This window comes from Tessaracoccus sp. MC1679 (assembly GCF_014164775.1).
Classification (GTDB): domain Bacteria; phylum Actinomycetota; class Actinomycetes; order Propionibacteriales; family Propionibacteriaceae; genus Arachnia.
Map to the genome: position 1 here is coordinate 91221 of NZ_JACJGB010000003.1, position 15652 is coordinate 106872.

Below are 15652 nucleotides of genomic sequence, written 5' to 3' on the forward strand. Positions count from 1 at the left end.
TCCCAGGTCCGGGAGGACAGTGTGACCGACGAACCGCAGCACGGACGCCTCGAGGATCTCTGGTCCTGGATCGATTCCGAGGATCCGGCCGGGGAGACCCCACTCATCGAACCCGCTGCGGTGACCGCCGTCATGGTGGTGCACGACGCCGCCGAGTGGCTGCCGCGCCAACTGCTCGCCCTGGCAGGCCTGGATCCCCGGCCTGGCCGGATTGTCGCGGTGGACACCGGATCGGTCGACGACTCGAGAGACCTGGTGCTGCGCGCGGTCGCCGAGGGCGTCCTGGATGAACTGGTGGACGCAGACGCGGGCAGCAGCTTCGGCGAGGCGGTGAGCCTGGCGCTCGCGGAGTCCGAGCCTGAGTGGATCTGGCTGCTGCACGACGACTCATCCCCCCACCCCGACACCCTCGCCCACCTCCTCGACGGCGCCCGTCAGGCCGACGTGGTGGTGCCGAAGCTCCTCGAGCCCAAGCGGCGCAACTACCCCGACACCCTCTCGGAGGTGGGGCAGGCCATCACCCCCGGGGGGCAGCGCGTGCCGCTGGTGGAGGAGGGCGACGTGGACCAGCAGCAGACCGAGCCTCGCGAGGTCCTGGGCGGGTCCACCGCCGGCATGCTGGTCAGGGGCGAGGTGTGGCGCGAGATCGGCGGACTGGCTCCCGAGGTGGCCCGTCACCGCGACGGCGTGGACCTGGGGTGGCGCGCCAACGCCGTCGGCTACCGCGTGCTGACCTGGCCCGCCGCCGCGCTGGTGCACCGTCGCGCCGGCCGCACCGGAGAGCGTCCCTCGGACCTGCACCCGCACGAGGACGACCGGCTGGCGGCGCTCCGGGTGGCTGGGGCGCGGGGAACCTCCCGCGCGGGTGTCGCGGTGGGCTCGACGCTGCGGGCGCTGGGCTTCCTCCTGGCCAAATCCCCCGGCCACGCCGGCGCCGAGCTGGCGGCGATGCGCCGCTACCTGGGCACAGCCGAGGTCACGGCCGCGCTGGCGGCCCGGCTGCCGGAGGAGGACCTCACCCCCGAGGACCTGCTCCCCAACCGCTTCTGGCCGCTGCGCCACGCCGTCGACAAGCTGGGCGCCGGGGTCTCGGAGAGGTTCCGGGATCTGCGGGAGGCCGACACCACCCTCGACGACCTGACCGGCGACGACTTCGCCGGAGGGCCTGTCCGCCGCCGGGTGATCTCGCCCGTGACCGCGCTGCTGGTCCTGCTCGCCGTAGCCTCGGTCGCGGCCGGCCGGACCCTGCTCGGCCTCGGCGCGGTGTCCGGGGGCGGCCTGCTTCCGGCCCCGGGGTCGATCGGTGCGGTGTGGGAGGCGTACCTGAGCGGTGAGGCGCCCTGGATGGGTGTCGCGGCGGTCGCCGCGCTGGCCGGTCTGGGCAGCCCGGGTTGGTTCGCTTTCCTGGCCCTGCTCGCCACCCCGCTGCTGGCTGGGCTGTCCGCGCTGGCGCTGCTGCGCCGGCTCGGCGTGACGCTCGCGGTCGGGGCGGCCGTCTCGGCGGCGTGGGCCGGTGCCACCATCCTGCTGGGCCTCGTCACCGCCGGCGACGTCAGCGGCATGGTGCTGGCCGTCGTCGGGCCGTTGCTGGCCAGGGCGGTGCACGCCGTCGTCCGCAACGAGGCCGCCGGGGCGGAGCGGCTCCGGGCGCCCGCGGGCGCCGCCTTCTGGCTGGTCATCGCCTCGCTCGTGTGGCCGGTGCTGCTGGTGCTGGCCACCCTCGCCGCCGTCGGCTGGGCCGTGCGCGACCGCTCCCGCGTGGCGGACGTCGCCGTCGGCGTCCTGCCGGCCTGGGTGTTTTTCGCCCCCTGGCTGGGGCATCTCCTCGCGCACCCCGGCCGCCTCTTCACCGGGGTGGATCCGAATGCGTGGCCGGACTTCCCGCCGGCGTCCTTCGCACTGGTGGTGGGCCGCATCCTCCCCTCGGGGCTGCCGCTGTGGGCCAACGTGACCTTCTTCGCCGTGCTGGCCCTCGTCGCTGTCGTCGCCCTGGCGCGGCTCTCCGGCACGGCCTGGCGGTGGGCGATCGCCGGGATCGCCGCCCCGCTGGTGATCGGGACTCTGCTGTCGCGGCTGGTGGTCACCGTCGATGGCGGCACCGCCCGGGTCCTCCTGTCGCCGTGGGCGCTGCTCGTGGTGGCCGCCCTGCTCGCGCCCGTGGTGGCGGCCGCGCTGGCGGGCACGGCCCTGACCCGCTCGGCCGTGGCGCTGGGCGTGAGCGGCCTGCTGGCCGCCGGGGTGTGGGCTGTGGTGGGCTTCAACGGGCCCGTGGACGACACCGCCTCGGCGCTCCCCGGCTACGTGCGTGACGTGCTGGACTCCCCCCGCGACACCCGCGCCCTCATGATCGAACTCACCGACGACGGTGCCCTCGCGTGGAACGTCGTGGACGCCCGCCAACCCCAGTGGGGCACCGGCGAACGCAATCCGGCTGGGGATTTCTCCGCCGAGTTCCGCGCCCTGGTCCAGGCCTTCTCCACCGGGGCTGTTCCAGACGACGTGGCCGGGCAGCTGACCGCGCTGGGGACCTCGCACGTCTGGCTGCGGGGCTTCGACCCCGAGCTGAGGGCTGCCCTGGACAACGCGGCGGGAATGACCAGCGCAGCGGCGGACGCCGAGACGGTGGTCTGGACCGTGCTCGGCCTCGTGTCCAGGTCTCAGGTCGTCGACGGTGAGACCGCCGAGCCGTTGGTGCAGGGACGCGTGGAGGAGGGTGCCGCCGGGCGCACTCTGGTGGTCGCGGAGCCACCGGACGCGGACTGGCAGGCCACCCTCGACGGACGGCCTCTCCAGCGGATCGACGGCGCGGACCGCCTGACCTTCGACCTGGGTCAATCGGCGGGCGAGGTGGCCGTGCAGCCGAGGCCGCATCCGTGGCGCTTCGCCGTCCAGCTCGCCGTCGCGGCGGTCCTGGCCGTCCTGGCGGCCCCCACGCTGGGTGCGGCCACCGTGGCGCGAAGGGGGCAGGAATGATCCGCAGACTGGGCGTGTCGTTGGCGGCCCTCATGCTGGTGGTGGCCGTGGCTGTCGGGTTGGCGCTGATCAGCCCGCTCCGGAAGCCGGCCGCCGAGGTGATCGAGCTTCCCCGAAGCACGGCGTTGACCTGCATCCCCGCAGGTCAAGTCCTCGTCAGTGGCTCCGGTGAGCTCAGCGTCACGGGGCTCGACGGGGCCGGGCGCGCCGTCACCGCGCCGGTGGCCGAGCCCGTGACGGGGCCGGTGGGCCTCCGTGCTGAGGACACGATTGCGGCGGGCGTCCTCGTCGAGGAGCCGCAGCGCGCCTTCGCGCCGTGCGGCACCCCGGCGACCGCCGGGATGGTGCTCGTCGCGGACCCCGCCGCCACGGAGCTCATCCTGGTCAACACGGACCCCGGCGCGGCCGCGGTGGATCTCACCCTCCTCGGCCCCGACGGCGAGGTGACCGCAGTGGGGGCCCGGGGGATCGCCCTGGCGCCGGGCGTCAGCAGGAGGGTCGCCTTGTCGGTGCTGGCGCCGGCCGGGCCGGTCGGCGTCGCGTTCAGCACCAGCCAGGGCCGCGTGGCGCTCATCGCCGCTGCGGTGGAGGGCCGCCCCACGCAGTTCGCGCCGCCCACCACGGTGGCCACCGAGCACCTGCTCACCGGCGCCCCGGGGGGCGCCACGTCGTCGCGGCTCCTGGTGAGCAACCCCACGGAGAACCGCACGGAGGTGTCCATCGAGGGCATGGGGCCGGCAGGGCCGTACGTGCCCGCGGTGGCCGATTCGCTCTCCATCCCGGCCATGAGCACCATTTCGATCGACCTCACGGCACCCCTGGCAGGGGAGCCGACGGCTGTGCGGGTCACGTCGACGGTCGCGGTGGGGGCGGCGCTCGTCACCGGAGCGACGGGCGCCCGAGCCACCGTCGTGGCTGAGGCGCCAGGCACGGACCTGACAGGGTTGGTCCCCGGGGCGGGGACCCTGCTGCTGAGCAACCCCGGCCGATCGGACACACTCACCGCGGACGTCGGTCTCACCCCCGTCGGGGGAGAGACCACCAACCAGCAGGTCAGCATCGGGCCAGGCCAGAGCGTCACGGTGCCGGTCCCGGAGGGCGGGCCAGTGGTGGTCTCCGTCACCTCGGGCGCCGAGGTGCTCGCCGCTGCCGTGTCGGTGACACCGGAGGGCACCGTGGTGGTTCCCGTCGGCCCAGCCGCGGTCGCCGAGGTGCAGACCCTGCCTGCAGAGCTGCGCCCCGCGCTGCGCTGACCGAGCTGCTCAGTCCTCGTCGTCCCAGGAGGCGCCGCCCACCAGCTCGTCGATGCTGCGACCCGTCAGCGTCGACAGCTGCTCGACGATGGTGCGGTGCACCAGCCGACGCAGCTGGCTGCGCGAGGATGACCGATGCTCCAGCGGACGCTCGAAGATCACGATCTGCGCCCTCCGGCCCCGGCTGGACTCCAGCGCGGCCGAGAGCGGCACCCGGTCACCGGACCAGGCCACATTCAGGTGCGGCACCTCCTCCACGCCCACGACGATGCCGTTCAGCGCGTCCGGGGCCACCGCCGCGATGGCGGCCATGGCGGAGGTGACGCAGTCGTTGAAGAAGTCCACGCGGGAGGGCCGGCTCAACGGCACGGCTGTGCCGGTCCACTGATTGGGGGTGGCCAGGGGGCCGCGAATCCCGCGCCCGTGCCGGTCTCGTCTGCGTGGCATGCCGCCACCCTAGCCCGTGGTCGGGTAGCGTCAGCCCGTGCGCAGATGTTCCAGGACCGCGTGCGTGGCCCCCGCCCTTGCCACGCTGACCTACGTCTACGCCGACTCCACGGCCGTGTTGGGGCCGCTCGCGTTGGCCGCGGAGCCCGGCTCCTACGATCTGTGCGCCGTCCACGCCGAGCGCACCAGCGTCCCCAAGGGCTGGGAGGTCATCCGGCTCCCGCTCGACGGTCGCGGGCCCGCCCCGGACGTCCCGTCGGACGATCTCATGGCCCTGGCCGATGCCGTGCGCGCCATCGGGCTGCGTCACGACGACCCGGTCCCGGCACCCCTCCCCGCAGCCCCGGAGCTGCCGCCAGGTGGTCGAGGCGGGCACCTGCGCCTCGTGCCGACGATCGACTGAGCCGCACCGCTCCAGGAGATAGGCTGGCCCGCGTGCTAGCCCCGCAGATCTTCAAGGCCAACGACATCCGTGGCATCGTCGTCGGCCATGCTCCCGAGTGGGACGTCGACGGCGCCCGGGCGCTCGGCGCCGCGTTCGTCGAGCTGCTCGGCCCTGCCGAGTTCGTGCTGGGCCGCGACATGCGCACCCTGGGCCGCGAGCTCTCGCTCGCCTTCGCCGACGGCGCCCGGCGCGCCGGGGCCTCGGTGGTGGACATCGGTCTCAGCTCCACCGACGAGCTGTGGTTCGCCTCCGGCTGGTTGCGCCTCCCTGGCGTCCAGTTCACCGCCAGCCACAATCCCAGCACCTACAACGGCATCAAGTTCTGCCTGGCGGACGCGCGGCCGGTGCCGGCGGACTTCATGGCCCGCCTTCGGGACGTCGCCGCCACCGTTGTCCTCGGCCCCGAGCCCACGGGCGGCTACCGCGAGCTCGACGCCCTCGAGCCCTACGCGGACAAGCTGGGGGATCTGGTCCCGCCGACGGGGGATCGCGAGCTGACCGTCGTCGTGGACGCAGGAAACGGCATGGCCGGACACACCGCGCTCACCGCGCTGGCGGGACGCGGGCTGGACGTGGTGGGTCTCTACCTGGAGCTCGACGGCACCTTCCCCAATCATCCCGCCAACCCGCTGGAGCCGGAGAACCTGGTGGACGCGCAGCGCGCCGTCCTCGAACACGGCGCGGACCTGGGCCTGGTGTTCGACGGAGACGCGGACCGCTGCTTCATCATCGACGAGCTCGGAGGCGTGGTGGACCCGTCGGTGGTCACCGCCATGATCGCGGTGGCGGAGCTGGCCAAGCATCCCGGCTCCACGATCGTCACCAACACCATCACGTCCTGGTGCGTCGGCGAGGCCGTGGCCCGCCACGGCGGGCGGGTGGAGCAGTCGATGGTCGGCCACACCTACGTGAAGGCGCTGATGGCCGAGACCGGGGCGGTGTTCGGCGGCGAACACTCCGCCCACTACTACTTCCGTGACTTCTGGTCCGCGGACACCGGAATGCTGGCCGCTCTCCACCTGATCGAGCTGGTCAGGCAGGCGGATCGCCCCTTGTCCGCGCTGGCGGCGGTCTTCGACGGCTACCACCGCTCCGGCGAGCTCAACTCCACCGTCACCGACGCCGGCGCGTGCACGGCTCGCGTGGCGGCCGCCTTCGAGGGCCGGGGCGTGGCGGACCGGGTGGATGGCCTCAGCGTCCGCAACCCTGAGGCCGGGTGGTGGATCAACCTGCGGTCCAGCAACACCGAGCCCCTGCTCAGACTCAACGTGGAGGCCCGCGACGAGGCCACGATGCTCGCCCTGCGCGACGAGGTGCTCGGGCTCGTCCGGGCCGGGTAGATTCGAACCGAGAACCAAGGGAGGTCAAGGACGATGGCAGACAACACGATGGAACTCTCGCCCGAGTTCATGGCGGTGGCGGCGTGCCCCGCGTGCCACGCGAAGTTCGCCGTGGACTACGACGCGCACGAGCTGGTGTGCACCAACCAGGCGTGCGGCCTGGCCTACCCCGTACGGGACAACATCCCCGTGCTCCTGATCGACCAGGCCCGCAGCACGCTGTGAACGGGCAGTTCTTCGACGACTCGAGGTTGGAGGACCCGGGCCTCGAGGCGCATGAGGGTCTCCGTCGGCTGGCGTCGGCCGGGGCGAGGATCCGGCGCGCGGCCCTGTCGGAACCGGTCGGCCATCTGGAGCGGGCGGACAGGCCCCGCGGCATTCTGGCGCTCGGCACGGAGGCCCGCCTGGTGCGCGCCGTGCTGGAGGTGGCCTGCCCGGTGCCGTTCATGGCGTGGCCCGGCCCAGGGCTCCCCGCGTGGGTGGGGCCGTTGGACCTCACCGTCGTGCTGGGCGATCACGACACCCCCGAATGGGTGCTGCAGTGCGCCGCGGAGGCCATGCGCCGCGGCTCGATGATGATCGTCGCGGCACCGATGGATTCGCGCCTGGCGCAGCTGACCTCCTCCTCTGCCACCACGCTCATCCCCACCTTGGAGCCTGATTCCCTGGCCGCCGCGGTGGGGGTGTTGTCGCTGCTTGGGGATCTCGGGCTCGGGCCCGCCGTGCATACCGGCCACGTGGCAGATGCCGCGGACCTGGTGGCGGAGGCGTGCGCTCCCGGCCGGGACCTGTCGGTGAATCCGGGGAAAGAGATGGCGCTGAACCTGGCGGACACACTGCCGCTGATCTGGGGCGGCACGGTGCTGGCAGGCCGGGCCTCGCGCAGGATCGCCGAGGCCGTCCGCCGCGCCTCCGGCAGGCCCGCCCTGGCAGCAGACGCCTCCGAGCTCGACACCCTGCTGCGCGCGGTCAAGCCGAAGGACCCGTTCGCGGATCCCCTCGAGGGCGACGCCGAGGCCCAGCCGTGCCTGGTCCTGCTCGACGACGACAAGCTGACCGATCGCCTCAGCGACGTGGCCGAACGGCTGGCGGCCCGCGCCGAGTCCGTCGGAGCCCGGGTGGCACGACTGTCCTCCGGCGACGCGGACCTGGCCCTCAGCGACGTGGAGCGCTACGTCACCCTCCTGCAGCGCGGGCTCTACGGCGCCGCCTACCTTGAGATCGGGCTGGCAGACTAACGCCATGCGCACGGTCTTCGTCCTCAATGGTCCCAACCTCGGCCGGCTCGGCACCCGGCAGCCGGAGGTCTACGGCGCCACCACCCACGCTCAACTGGCAGCCCACCTCGTCGAGTCTGGGCGCGGCATGGGGCTGAACGTAGAGGTGCGCCAGACGGACCATGAGGGCGAGATGATCGCGTGGTTGCACGAGGCTGCCGACGCCGGTGCCCCCGTCGTGCTCAACGCGGGGGCCTGGACCCACTACTCCTACGCGGTGGCAGACGCGGCCGCCCTGGTGCCCAGCTACGTCGAGGTCCACATCTCAAACGTCCACGGCCGCGAGGAGTTCCGCCAGCACAGCGTGCTCTCGGCCAAGGCCCAGGGCATCATCATCGGCTGCGGGGTGGGTGGCTACGACCTCGCACTGGCCCACATCGCCGCGTCGGGGGAGGCCCCGTCGGCCGGGTAGAGTGGCGGCGTGGATTTTCGCGTAGCTGACCTGTCCCTTGCCGACTTCGGCCGCAGGGAGATGACCCTCGCCGAGCACGAGATGCCCGGCCTGATGGCAATGCGGGAACGCTACGGCACCAGCCGGCCGTTGGCCGGTGCCAGGATCGCCGGATCCCTGCACATGACCATCCAGACGGCGGTCCTCATCGAGACCCTCGTGGCGCTGGGCGCCGAGGTGCGGTGGGCGTCGTGCAACATCTTCTCCACGCAGGACCACGCGGCTGCAGCCATCGCCGCCGCAGGGATTCCCGTCTTCGCCTGGAAGGGAGAGGCGCTGGAGGAGTACTGGTGGTGCACCCGCCAGATCCTGCAGTGGCCGGACGGCGGTCAGCCCAACATGATCCTCGACGACGGCGGGGACGCCACGCTGCTGGTGCATGAGGGCGTCGCGGCCCAGCGCTCCGGCGCAGTCCCCGAGGCCGCCGACGGCGACCCCCAGGAGTGGCGCGTCGTCCTGGACACGCTGCGCCAGGCGCAGGGCGTCGTGGACTGGCAGGCGCTCGCGGACTCCGTCAAGGGCGTCACCGAGGAGACCACCACCGGCGTCCACCGCCTCTACGAGATGTTCCGAGAGGGCACGCTGCTGTTCCCGGCCATCAACGTCAACGACTCGGTCACCAAGTCCAAGTTCGACAACAAGTACGGCTGCCGGCACTCCCTCATCGACGGCATCAACAGGGCCACCGACGTCCTGATCGGCGGCAAGGTGGCCGTGGTGTTCGGCTACGGAGACGTGGGCAAGGGCTGCGCCGAGTCGCTGCGCGGCCAGGGCGCCCGCGTCATCGTCACCGAGGTCGATCCCATCTGCGCCCTCCAGGCCGCGATGGACGGCTACCAGGTGGCTGCGCTCGACTCCGTGGTGGAGCGGGCGGACATCTTCATCACCGCCACCGGCTGCTGCGACGTCATCACCGCCGACGACATGGCCAGGATGAAGCACCAGGCCATCGTCGGCAACATCGGCCACTTCGACAACGAGATCGACATGGCTGGCCTGGAGTCGCGCACGGATGTGGAGAAGATCGAGATCAAGCCGCAGGTGCACGAGTGGCGCTTCGCGGACGGGCACTCGGTCCTTGTCCTGAGCGAGGGCCGGCTGCTGAATCTCGGCAACGCCACCGGCCACCCGTCGTTCGTGATGAGCAACTCGTTCACCAACCAGGTGCTCGCCCAGATCGAGCTGTTCACCAAGACCGACGAGTACCCCGTGGGTGTGTACACGCTGCCGAAGCACCTCGACGAGGAGGTGGCCCGGCTCCACCTGGCCGCCCTCGGGGTGGAGCTGTCCACGCTCACCGACAAGCAGGCCGGCTACCTCGGGGTGGACCCGTACGGCCCGTTCAAGCCGGACAGCTACCGCTACTGAGGCAGGCTCACTCGCCGGGGTTCATGGACTGCCAGATCTCCTTGCACTCCGGGCAGACGGGGAACTTCTCGGGGTTCTTCGTCGGCACCCACACCTTGCCGCAGAGCGCCACGACGGGGGTGCCGTTGACCATGGCGGCCACCAGCTTCTCCTTGGGCACGTAGTGCGAGAAGCGGTCCTGGTCGCCGTCCTCGAACAGCTCAGTGCGCTCCTGAGTGACGGTCTGTGATCCGGGGGCGAGCTCAGTCATGCCCCCTATGCTAGTGTCCTGCGCCAGAAGCTCGCTGCGATTGACGGCCCCCCAGCGGCGCCTCGCCGCGTTCTCCTCACTCGACGAACGACCAAGTGCTACTTCGCTCGTCGGCCTTGCGATCCATCCCCTGGGACACCGCCACCCATCAACGAACTTCTGGCGCAGGACACTAGTCGGCGGAGGTGGGCGATGACCGGGTCTGGACAACGCATGCTCATCGTCGGCATCATGCTGTCGGTCTTCTCGGTGGCCTTCCAGTCCATCGGGCTGGCCACCGCGATCCCCACCATCATGGAGTCGTTCAACTCCGCCCACCTGTACCCGTGGGCGTTCACCACCATGATCTCGGGCATGCTGCTGGCCACCATCGTCAGTGGCCGGGTGGCCGACACGCGCGGTCCGGCGTTGCCGATGTACGCGGGGTTCGCCCTCTTCGCCGTCGGCCTGATCCTCGGCTGGCTCGCGCCGACGGTGTGGGTGGTGCTGGCGGCCCGCGTGGTGCAGGGCCTCGGGGCGGGGGCACTCAACCTCACGTTGTCGGTGACCGTGGCGCATGGGTTCGAGCCCCGCGACCGGCCCCGCGTGATGGCCCTGGTCTCGTTCTGCTGGCTGCTGCCGGCCTTCATCGGCCCCCCGTTCGCGGCGTGGCTGACGCAGTACGACTGGCGCCTGGTGTTCGCCACCATGCTTCCGCTGGTGGTGGTCGCGTTCCTCATGACCGGACCGGGCCTGCGCAGCGTCCAGGCGCGGTTCCGCGCGGGAGAGGACGCCGTCGCGCCCATCGCAGTGTGGCCCACGGTGGCGGTCACGCTGGGGCCCTCGTTCATCCTGCTGGCCGGGCAGGACCTCGGCTGGCTGAGCGCGGCCTCAGCCGTGCTGGGCGTTGCGGCGCTGGTGTGGGGTCTTCCGAGGATCCTCGCGCCCGGGACCCTCGGCGTGGGGCCGGGAATCCCCAGCGTGGTGCTCGCCCGGGCCATCCAGGCCGGATCCTTCTTCGCCGCCGAGACCATCCTGCTGGTCACCCTCCAGCAGTTGCGCGGGCTCACCCCGTTCGAGGTGGGGTTGGCGCTCACCGTCGGCAGCATCGGATGGACCCTCGGCTCCTGGCTGCAGTCCCAGGCGTGGGTGCGCCTGCACCGCGACTCCTACGTCACCTGGGGTGCGGCCTGCTCGACGGTGGGCATCGCGGCGATCACCGCCTTCGCCTGGTGGCCGGCCCTCCCGCTATGGGTGGGGCTGGGCGCCTGGATCGTGGGCGGTCTCGGCATGGGCCTGACCATGCCCAGCTCGGCGGTGGCCGTGATGAGTCTGTCGTCGGCCTTCCAGCAGGGCCGCAACCAGTCCTCGATGCAGGTGGCCGAGTCCGTGGGCAACGCGGTGATCACCGCGCTGGCCGGTGGCCTCTACACCGCGCTGCTGATGGTCGAGCCGCCGAAGCTGGCCTACTCGGTGCCGCTGCTGGTCCTCAGCGTCGCATCGGTGGCTGCCATCGTCGTCAGCAGGCGGATCGGGCGCATCCGCAACGAGTTGCTCGTGGCATCCTTGGACCCATGACCTACACCCCCCAGCAGCCGCCCGCAGGATGGTACCCAGACCCGGCCGGCTCCGGAGGCGAGCGCTTCTGGGACGGTATCGCCTGGTCCCAGGCCACGCGGGACCCGCACAGTCCGCCGCCATCGCATCCGCAGCCCCACCCGCAGCAGTCCTACGGCGCGCAACCGGGCTACGGCGCACAACCGGGCTACGGCACGCCAATGGGGGACACGCGCTACCAGCAGGAGCGTCCCTACGCGGGCTTCGGGTGGCGCATGCTCGGTTTCATCATCGACTCCATCCTCCTGGGCATCCTCACCCAGATCGTCGCGGGCGCCCTCGGCCTCAACGCTGCGCTCGAGGTGGCGCTCCTGCGCTGGCAGCGGGACCTCACCGTGTTCGCGGAGAACCCCGTCGGCGATCTGCCGCTCCCCGGCGACGACTTCTGGACAGCGATGCTCTACAGCGCCATCCTGGGGGCCGCCCTGATGGCTGCGTACCGGACGGTCCTGTACGGCACACTCAGCGCCACCGTCGGCCAGTTGGCGCTGGGGCTACGGGTGGTCAAGGCGGGCGCCCCCGCGGACTCCAAGCTGGACTGGGGCACGGCGGCGGTCCGTGGGATCGTCAGCGCCGTCCTCTACGAGGTGATCTGGGTGATCAACGGACTTTTCGCCGCGTTCACGCGCGAGAAGCAGACGCTCGGTGACATGATCGCCAGAACACACGTCCTCAAGATCCGCTAAGGGCCCTCATCATGAATGACCTCCACCCCGGCCTGACCCAGTTGGCAGAGCGCTTCGGCATCGCCCAGGAGTTCTGGGACTGGAAGGGCCGCCACGTGCCCATTCCGGCCGAAACCATCGTGTCCGTGCTCGCCGCCTTCGACGTCGACGCCGGCACGCCAGAGACGGCAGCCGCAGCACTGACCAGGCTCGAGGACGAGCGCTGGTTGCGCACCGTCCCCGCCTGCACCGTCGTGGAGGAGGGGCGCGGCGTGCACGTGGCGATCCACGTCCCCGCCGGCACCGACGTGCGGGTTCACGTGCGCCTGGAATCCGGCGAGACGCGGCCGGCGTGGCAGTCGGAGAACTTCGCCCCGGACCGGTGGGTGGACGGGTCGGCGATCGGGGAGGCCAGCTTCTGGTTGGGGGAGGATCTGCCCACGGGGTATCACCACGTGGTGGCGCAGACCGTCACCGGCGTGCACACGGGCGCACTCATCGTCACGCCCTCGTTCGTCGGGTTCCCGGCCGCCATGCGCGGCCAGCGCATCTGGGGCTACGGCACGCAGCTGTACTCGGTGACCTCGCGACAGTCGTGGGGAATCGGCGACCTGGCTGATCTCGCGGACCTCATCACGTGGTCCGGCACCAAACAGTTCGCCGGCTACGTCCTGATCAACCCGCTGCACGCGGCCCAGCCGGTGCCGCCCATGGAGCCCTCGCCGTATCTGCCGGCCAGCCGCCGCTTCATCAACCCGATCTACATCCGCCCGGAGGCCATCGAGGAGTACGCCACCCTCAAGCGGTCCGTCCGCACGCGGATCAAGGCCCTGCGCAGGCAGGCCCAGTCCGCAGCGGAGACCTCCGGTTTCGTGGACCGTGACGCCATCTGGCCGTTGAAGATCGAGGCGCTGCGGCTCATCCACGAGGCCGGCATGCGCTCCGCGCGCCGCATCGCGTATGAGGACTTCCGTCGCCGCGAAGGCATCGGCCTGCGCAACTTCGCCCTGTGGTCCTGCCTGTCGGTGAGCCACGGGCAGCTGTGGACCGAGTGGCCCGAGGAACTGCAGCGGCCCTCGTCGCCTGAGGTCGCGGCCTACGCCGAGGCCAACGCGGCCGAGGTGGACTTCTTCGAGTGGCTGCAGTGGATCGCCCAGACCCAGGTGTCGGCGGCTCAGACCGTGGCCGCTGAGGTGAACATGCCGGTGGGCATCGTCACCGACCTCGCCGTCGGCGTGCACCGCCAGGGCGCCGAGACGTGGATGATGCCCGACGTCTTCGCCGCCGGGATGAGCGTTGGCGCGCCGCCGGACCAGTACAACCAGTCGGGCCAGGACTGGGGCCAGCCCCCGTGGCGCCCGGACAAGCTGGAGGAGCTGGCCTACGCGCCGTTCCGTGCGATGGTCTCAGCCGCGCTGCGGCGCGTCGGCGGGGTCCGGATCGACCACATCATCGGGCTGTTCCGCCTGTGGTGGGTGCCGATGGGCCTTGGCCCCACCAAGGGCACCTACGTCCGCAACAACCACGAGGCGCTGGTCGGGATCCTCGCGCTGGAGGCGCAACGCGCGCAGGCCCTGATCGTGGGCGAGGACCTCGGCACCGTCGAGCCCTGGGTGCGTGACTACCTGTCGCGCCGGGGCATCCTCGGCACCTCGGTTCTGTGGTTCGAGGCCGGGATGCAGGGCGAGCCGCTGGATTCCCAGTGGTGGCGCCAGTACTGCATGGCGTCGGTGACCACCCACGACCTTCCCCCCACGCTTGGCTACCTGGCAGGAGATCACGTTCGGCTGCGGGACGACCTGGGTCTGCTCACCGAGCCCCTCCAGGAGGAGTTGGAGAACGCCCAGCGCGAGCAGGCCGGCTGGCTGGCCAAGCTCGTCGAGGATGGACTCCTCTCGCCGGATCAGACCGGCGACCAGGTTGAGGTGCTGCTGGCGCTGCACAAGTTCCTGCTCCGGACGCCGTCGAAGGTGCTGCTGGCGGGTCTGACCGACGCGGTGGGGGAGCGACAGACCCAAAACCAGCCTGGCACCATCGACGAGTACCCGAACTGGCGGGTGCCGCTGTCCGACCTGCGCGGCAAGCGGATCTCGCTGGAGGACATCTTCAAGGCGCAGCTTCCTCGCCGCCTGGCTGCCGTGATGAACGGGCTCGACGAGCAGCCGGAGTCGCGCTGGGAGTGGTGACCGACCGACTGGTGTGACTCCCGGCGGCACCTCGTCGAGGTCAGATGTTGTGCACCACCGGCGCCGCCTGATAGGGGTTGGTGGTCTCGTCCCCGGTCTCGTCGAGGATCAGCGTCTCGAGCGCGGGCTCGCCCTTCGAGATCCGCAGCGCCCCCACCGGGAGCTCCGCCAGGGAGTCCAGATGCCTGCGGCGCGCGTCGTCGAGGGTGGCCCTGTAGACCACCTCGCCGCCCTGGATCACGGGAACCAGCAGGTCCCGGTCGTCGCCGTCGTTGCGGGGCGGGGTGCCCAGCCCGATCACCTCGGTCTCGGCCCGGCCGTCTGCCCCGCGGCGGCGCATCGCGAACTTGCGACCGCCCAGCGTGTTCTTGCCCTTGGACTTCTTCGCCACCGCAGTCATGTGCGCGTCCGGCGCGTCGGAGTCGGCGCGCGCGACCAGCTTGTACACAAATCCGCAGGTGGGATGCCCTGAGCCGGTCACCAGGGCCGTGCCCACGCCGTAGCCGTCGACGGGAGCGCCTTGGAGGGCCGCGATCTGCCACTCGTCCAGGTCCGAGGTCACCATGATCTTGGTATGGGTGGCGCCGAGATCGTCGAGCAGGTCGCGGGCCTGGCGGGCGACGATGGCCAGATCCCCGGAGTCCAGCCGGATAGCTCCCAGTCGGCCCTCGGTGAGCTCCACGCCGAGCCGGATCGCGGCGTCGATGTCGTAGGTGTCCACCAGCAGCGTGGTGGAGTCTCCCAAGGTGGCGAGCTGCGCCCGGAACGCGTCCTCCTCCGTGTCGTGCAGGAGCGTGAACGAGTGGGCCGCGGTCCCGATCGTGGGGACCCCGTAGCTGCGGCCGGCCTCAAGGTTCGAGGTGGAGGCGAAGCCCGCCACATAGGCGGCGCGGGCCGCGGCGACGGCGGACCACTCCTGCGTGCGACGGGACCCCATCTCGGCGCACGGCCTGGTGCCGGCCATCGACGTCATGCGCGAGGCGGCCGCGGCGATCGCCGAATCGTGGTTGTAGATCGCCAGCAGTACCGTCTCCAGCAGGCACGCCTCCGCGAAGGTGCCCTCGACGGAGAGCACGGGCGAGCCGGGGAAGTAGACCTCGCCCTCCGGATAGCCCCAGATATCGCCGTTGAAGCGGTAGTTGGCCAACCACTCGGCCAGGTTGTCCTGAATGATGCCGCGATCAAGGAGCCAGCTCAGCTCCGCCTCGTCGAACCGGAACCGCTCGATGGCCTCGACGGCGCGGCCCAGCCCTGCCGCCACACCGTAGCGGCGGCCCTCCGGGAGCCTGCGGGTGAACAGGTCGAAGAGGCTGCGCCGATCGGCGGTGCCGGCGTTCATCGCGGCCTGCACCATGGTGAGCTCGTAGTGATCGGTGAGCAGCGCGGTGGTCATGAACGGCA

General features: G+C 71.4%; 14 protein-coding genes. 11 read left to right on the forward strand and 3 right to left on the reverse strand.

The genetic code is table 11. The features are described 5' to 3' along the window. The first annotated feature begins 21 nt into the window (after positions 1 to 21). Both H5398_RS05750 and H5398_RS05755 read left to right on the forward strand, forming a co-directional pair. A complete protein-coding gene (locus tag H5398_RS05750; RefSeq protein ID WP_182799341.1) occupies positions 22 to 2973 on the forward strand; it encodes a glycosyltransferase family 2 protein in 2952 nt (983 codons plus the stop codon). Then, positions 2970 to 4226: a DUF5719 family protein gene (locus H5398_RS05755; RefSeq protein ID WP_182799342.1), complete on the forward strand. Its 1257-nt coding sequence runs from the start codon at positions 2970 to 2972 to the stop codon at positions 4224 to 4226. The genes H5398_RS05750 and H5398_RS05755 overlap by 4 nt, the downstream gene beginning before the upstream one ends. Positions 4227 to 4235: 9 nt before the next feature. Here H5398_RS05755 and H5398_RS05760 read toward each other — a convergent pair whose 3' ends face one another. Continuing rightward, entirely contained in the window at positions 4236 to 4673 is a 438-nt protein-coding gene (locus tag H5398_RS05760; RefSeq protein ID WP_182784741.1) for a metallopeptidase family protein, read from the reverse strand. Positions 4674 to 4710: 37 nt separating this feature from the next. On the opposite strand from H5398_RS05760, the gene H5398_RS05765 reads away from it, so the two are divergent. Genes H5398_RS05765 through ahcY form a run of 6 tightly spaced genes read left to right on the forward strand, consistent with a single transcriptional unit; the run spans position 4711 to position 9554 of the window. Beyond that, entirely contained in the window at positions 4711 to 5076 is a 366-nt protein-coding gene (locus H5398_RS05765; protein WP_182784743.1) for a DUF3499 domain-containing protein, read from the forward strand. A gap of 32 nt (positions 5077 to 5108) precedes the next feature. Further along, positions 5109 to 6458: a phosphomannomutase/phosphoglucomutase gene (gene manB, locus H5398_RS05770; protein ID WP_370586064.1), complete on the forward strand. Its 1350-nt coding sequence runs from the start codon at positions 5109 to 5111 to the stop codon at positions 6456 to 6458. A 33-nt stretch (positions 6459 to 6491) separates the two neighbouring features. Continuing rightward, complete coding sequence (locus H5398_RS05775; RefSeq protein ID WP_182784745.1) at positions 6492 to 6683, forward strand: Trm112 family protein; 192 nt, start codon at positions 6492 to 6494, stop codon at positions 6681 to 6683. After that, the gene (locus tag H5398_RS05780; RefSeq protein WP_182784747.1) at positions 6680 to 7696 is read left to right on the forward strand and encodes an SIS domain-containing protein; all 1017 of its coding nucleotides are present in this window, start codon (positions 6680 to 6682) and stop codon (positions 7694 to 7696) included. Before H5398_RS05775 ends, H5398_RS05780 begins: the two co-directional genes overlap by 4 nt. Before the next feature lie 4 nt (positions 7697 to 7700). Then, complete coding sequence (locus H5398_RS05785) at positions 7701 to 8147, forward strand: type II 3-dehydroquinate dehydratase (RefSeq protein WP_182784749.1); 447 nt, start codon at positions 7701 to 7703, stop codon at positions 8145 to 8147. Positions 8148 to 8207: 60 nt separating this feature from the next. Then, entirely contained in the window at positions 8208 to 9554 is a 1347-nt protein-coding gene (gene ahcY / locus H5398_RS05790; protein ID WP_370586083.1) for an adenosylhomocysteinase, read from the forward strand. A gap of 7 nt (positions 9555 to 9561) precedes the next feature. Here ahcY and H5398_RS05795 read toward each other — a convergent pair whose 3' ends face one another. Further along, a complete protein-coding gene (locus tag H5398_RS05795) occupies positions 9562 to 9804 on the reverse strand; it encodes a DUF3039 domain-containing protein (protein ID WP_182784753.1) in 243 nt (80 codons plus the stop codon). A gap of 192 nt (positions 9805 to 9996) precedes the next feature. On the opposite strand from H5398_RS05795, the gene H5398_RS05800 reads away from it, so the two are divergent. The 3 genes from H5398_RS05800 to malQ are packed head-to-tail and all read left to right on the forward strand — an operon-like array spanning position 9997 to position 14251. Further along, entirely contained in the window at positions 9997 to 11361 is a 1365-nt protein-coding gene (locus tag H5398_RS05800) for an MFS transporter (protein ID WP_182784755.1), read from the forward strand. Beyond that, entirely contained in the window at positions 11358 to 12086 is a 729-nt protein-coding gene (locus H5398_RS05805; RefSeq protein ID WP_182799344.1) for an RDD family protein, read from the forward strand. The genes H5398_RS05800 and H5398_RS05805 overlap by 4 nt, the downstream gene beginning before the upstream one ends. Positions 12087 to 12097: 11 nt before the next feature. After that, the gene (malQ, locus tag H5398_RS05810) at positions 12098 to 14251 is read left to right on the forward strand and encodes a 4-alpha-glucanotransferase (RefSeq protein WP_182799345.1); all 2154 of its coding nucleotides are present in this window, start codon (positions 12098 to 12100) and stop codon (positions 14249 to 14251) included. A 40-nt stretch (positions 14252 to 14291) separates the two neighbouring features. Here malQ and H5398_RS05815 read toward each other — a convergent pair whose 3' ends face one another. Further along, positions 14292 to 15644, reverse strand: coding sequence for a nicotinate phosphoribosyltransferase (locus H5398_RS05815; protein WP_182799346.1), 1353 nt, complete (start codon positions 15642 to 15644; stop codon positions 14292 to 14294). Between the last annotated feature and the right edge of the window lie 8 nt (positions 15645 to 15652).

What these genes read in the sequence shown, in the direction of transcription:
- H5398_RS05815 (WP_182799346.1), bottom strand. Translation starts at nt 15,644, where the DNA reads ATGACCACCGCGCTGCTCACCGATCACTACGAGCTCACCATGGTGCAG.
- H5398_RS05755 (WP_182799342.1), top strand. Translation starts at nt 2,970, where the DNA reads ATGATCCGCAGACTGGGCGTGTCGTTGGCGGCCCTCATGCTGGTGGTG.
- ahcY (WP_370586083.1), top strand. Translation starts at nt 8,208, where the DNA reads ATGACCCTCGCCGAGCACGAGATGCCCGGCCTGATGGCAATGCGGGAA.
- H5398_RS05800 (WP_182784755.1), top strand. Translation starts at nt 9,997, where the DNA reads ATGACCGGGTCTGGACAACGCATGCTCATCGTCGGCATCATGCTGTCG.
- H5398_RS05795 (WP_182784753.1), bottom strand. Translation starts at nt 9,804, where the DNA reads ATGACTGAGCTCGCCCCCGGATCACAGACCGTCACTCAGGAGCGCACT.
- H5398_RS05785 (WP_182784749.1), top strand. Translation starts at nt 7,701, where the DNA reads ATGCGCACGGTCTTCGTCCTCAATGGTCCCAACCTCGGCCGGCTCGGC.
- H5398_RS05760 (WP_182784741.1), bottom strand. Translation starts at nt 4,673, where the DNA reads ATGCCACGCAGACGAGACCGGCACGGGCGCGGGATTCGCGGCCCCCTG.
- H5398_RS05775 (WP_182784745.1), top strand. Translation starts at nt 6,492, where the DNA reads ATGGCAGACAACACGATGGAACTCTCGCCCGAGTTCATGGCGGTGGCG.
- malQ (WP_182799345.1), top strand. Translation starts at nt 12,098, where the DNA reads ATGAATGACCTCCACCCCGGCCTGACCCAGTTGGCAGAGCGCTTCGGC.
- H5398_RS05805 (WP_182799344.1), top strand. Translation starts at nt 11,358, where the DNA reads ATGACCTACACCCCCCAGCAGCCGCCCGCAGGATGGTACCCAGACCCG.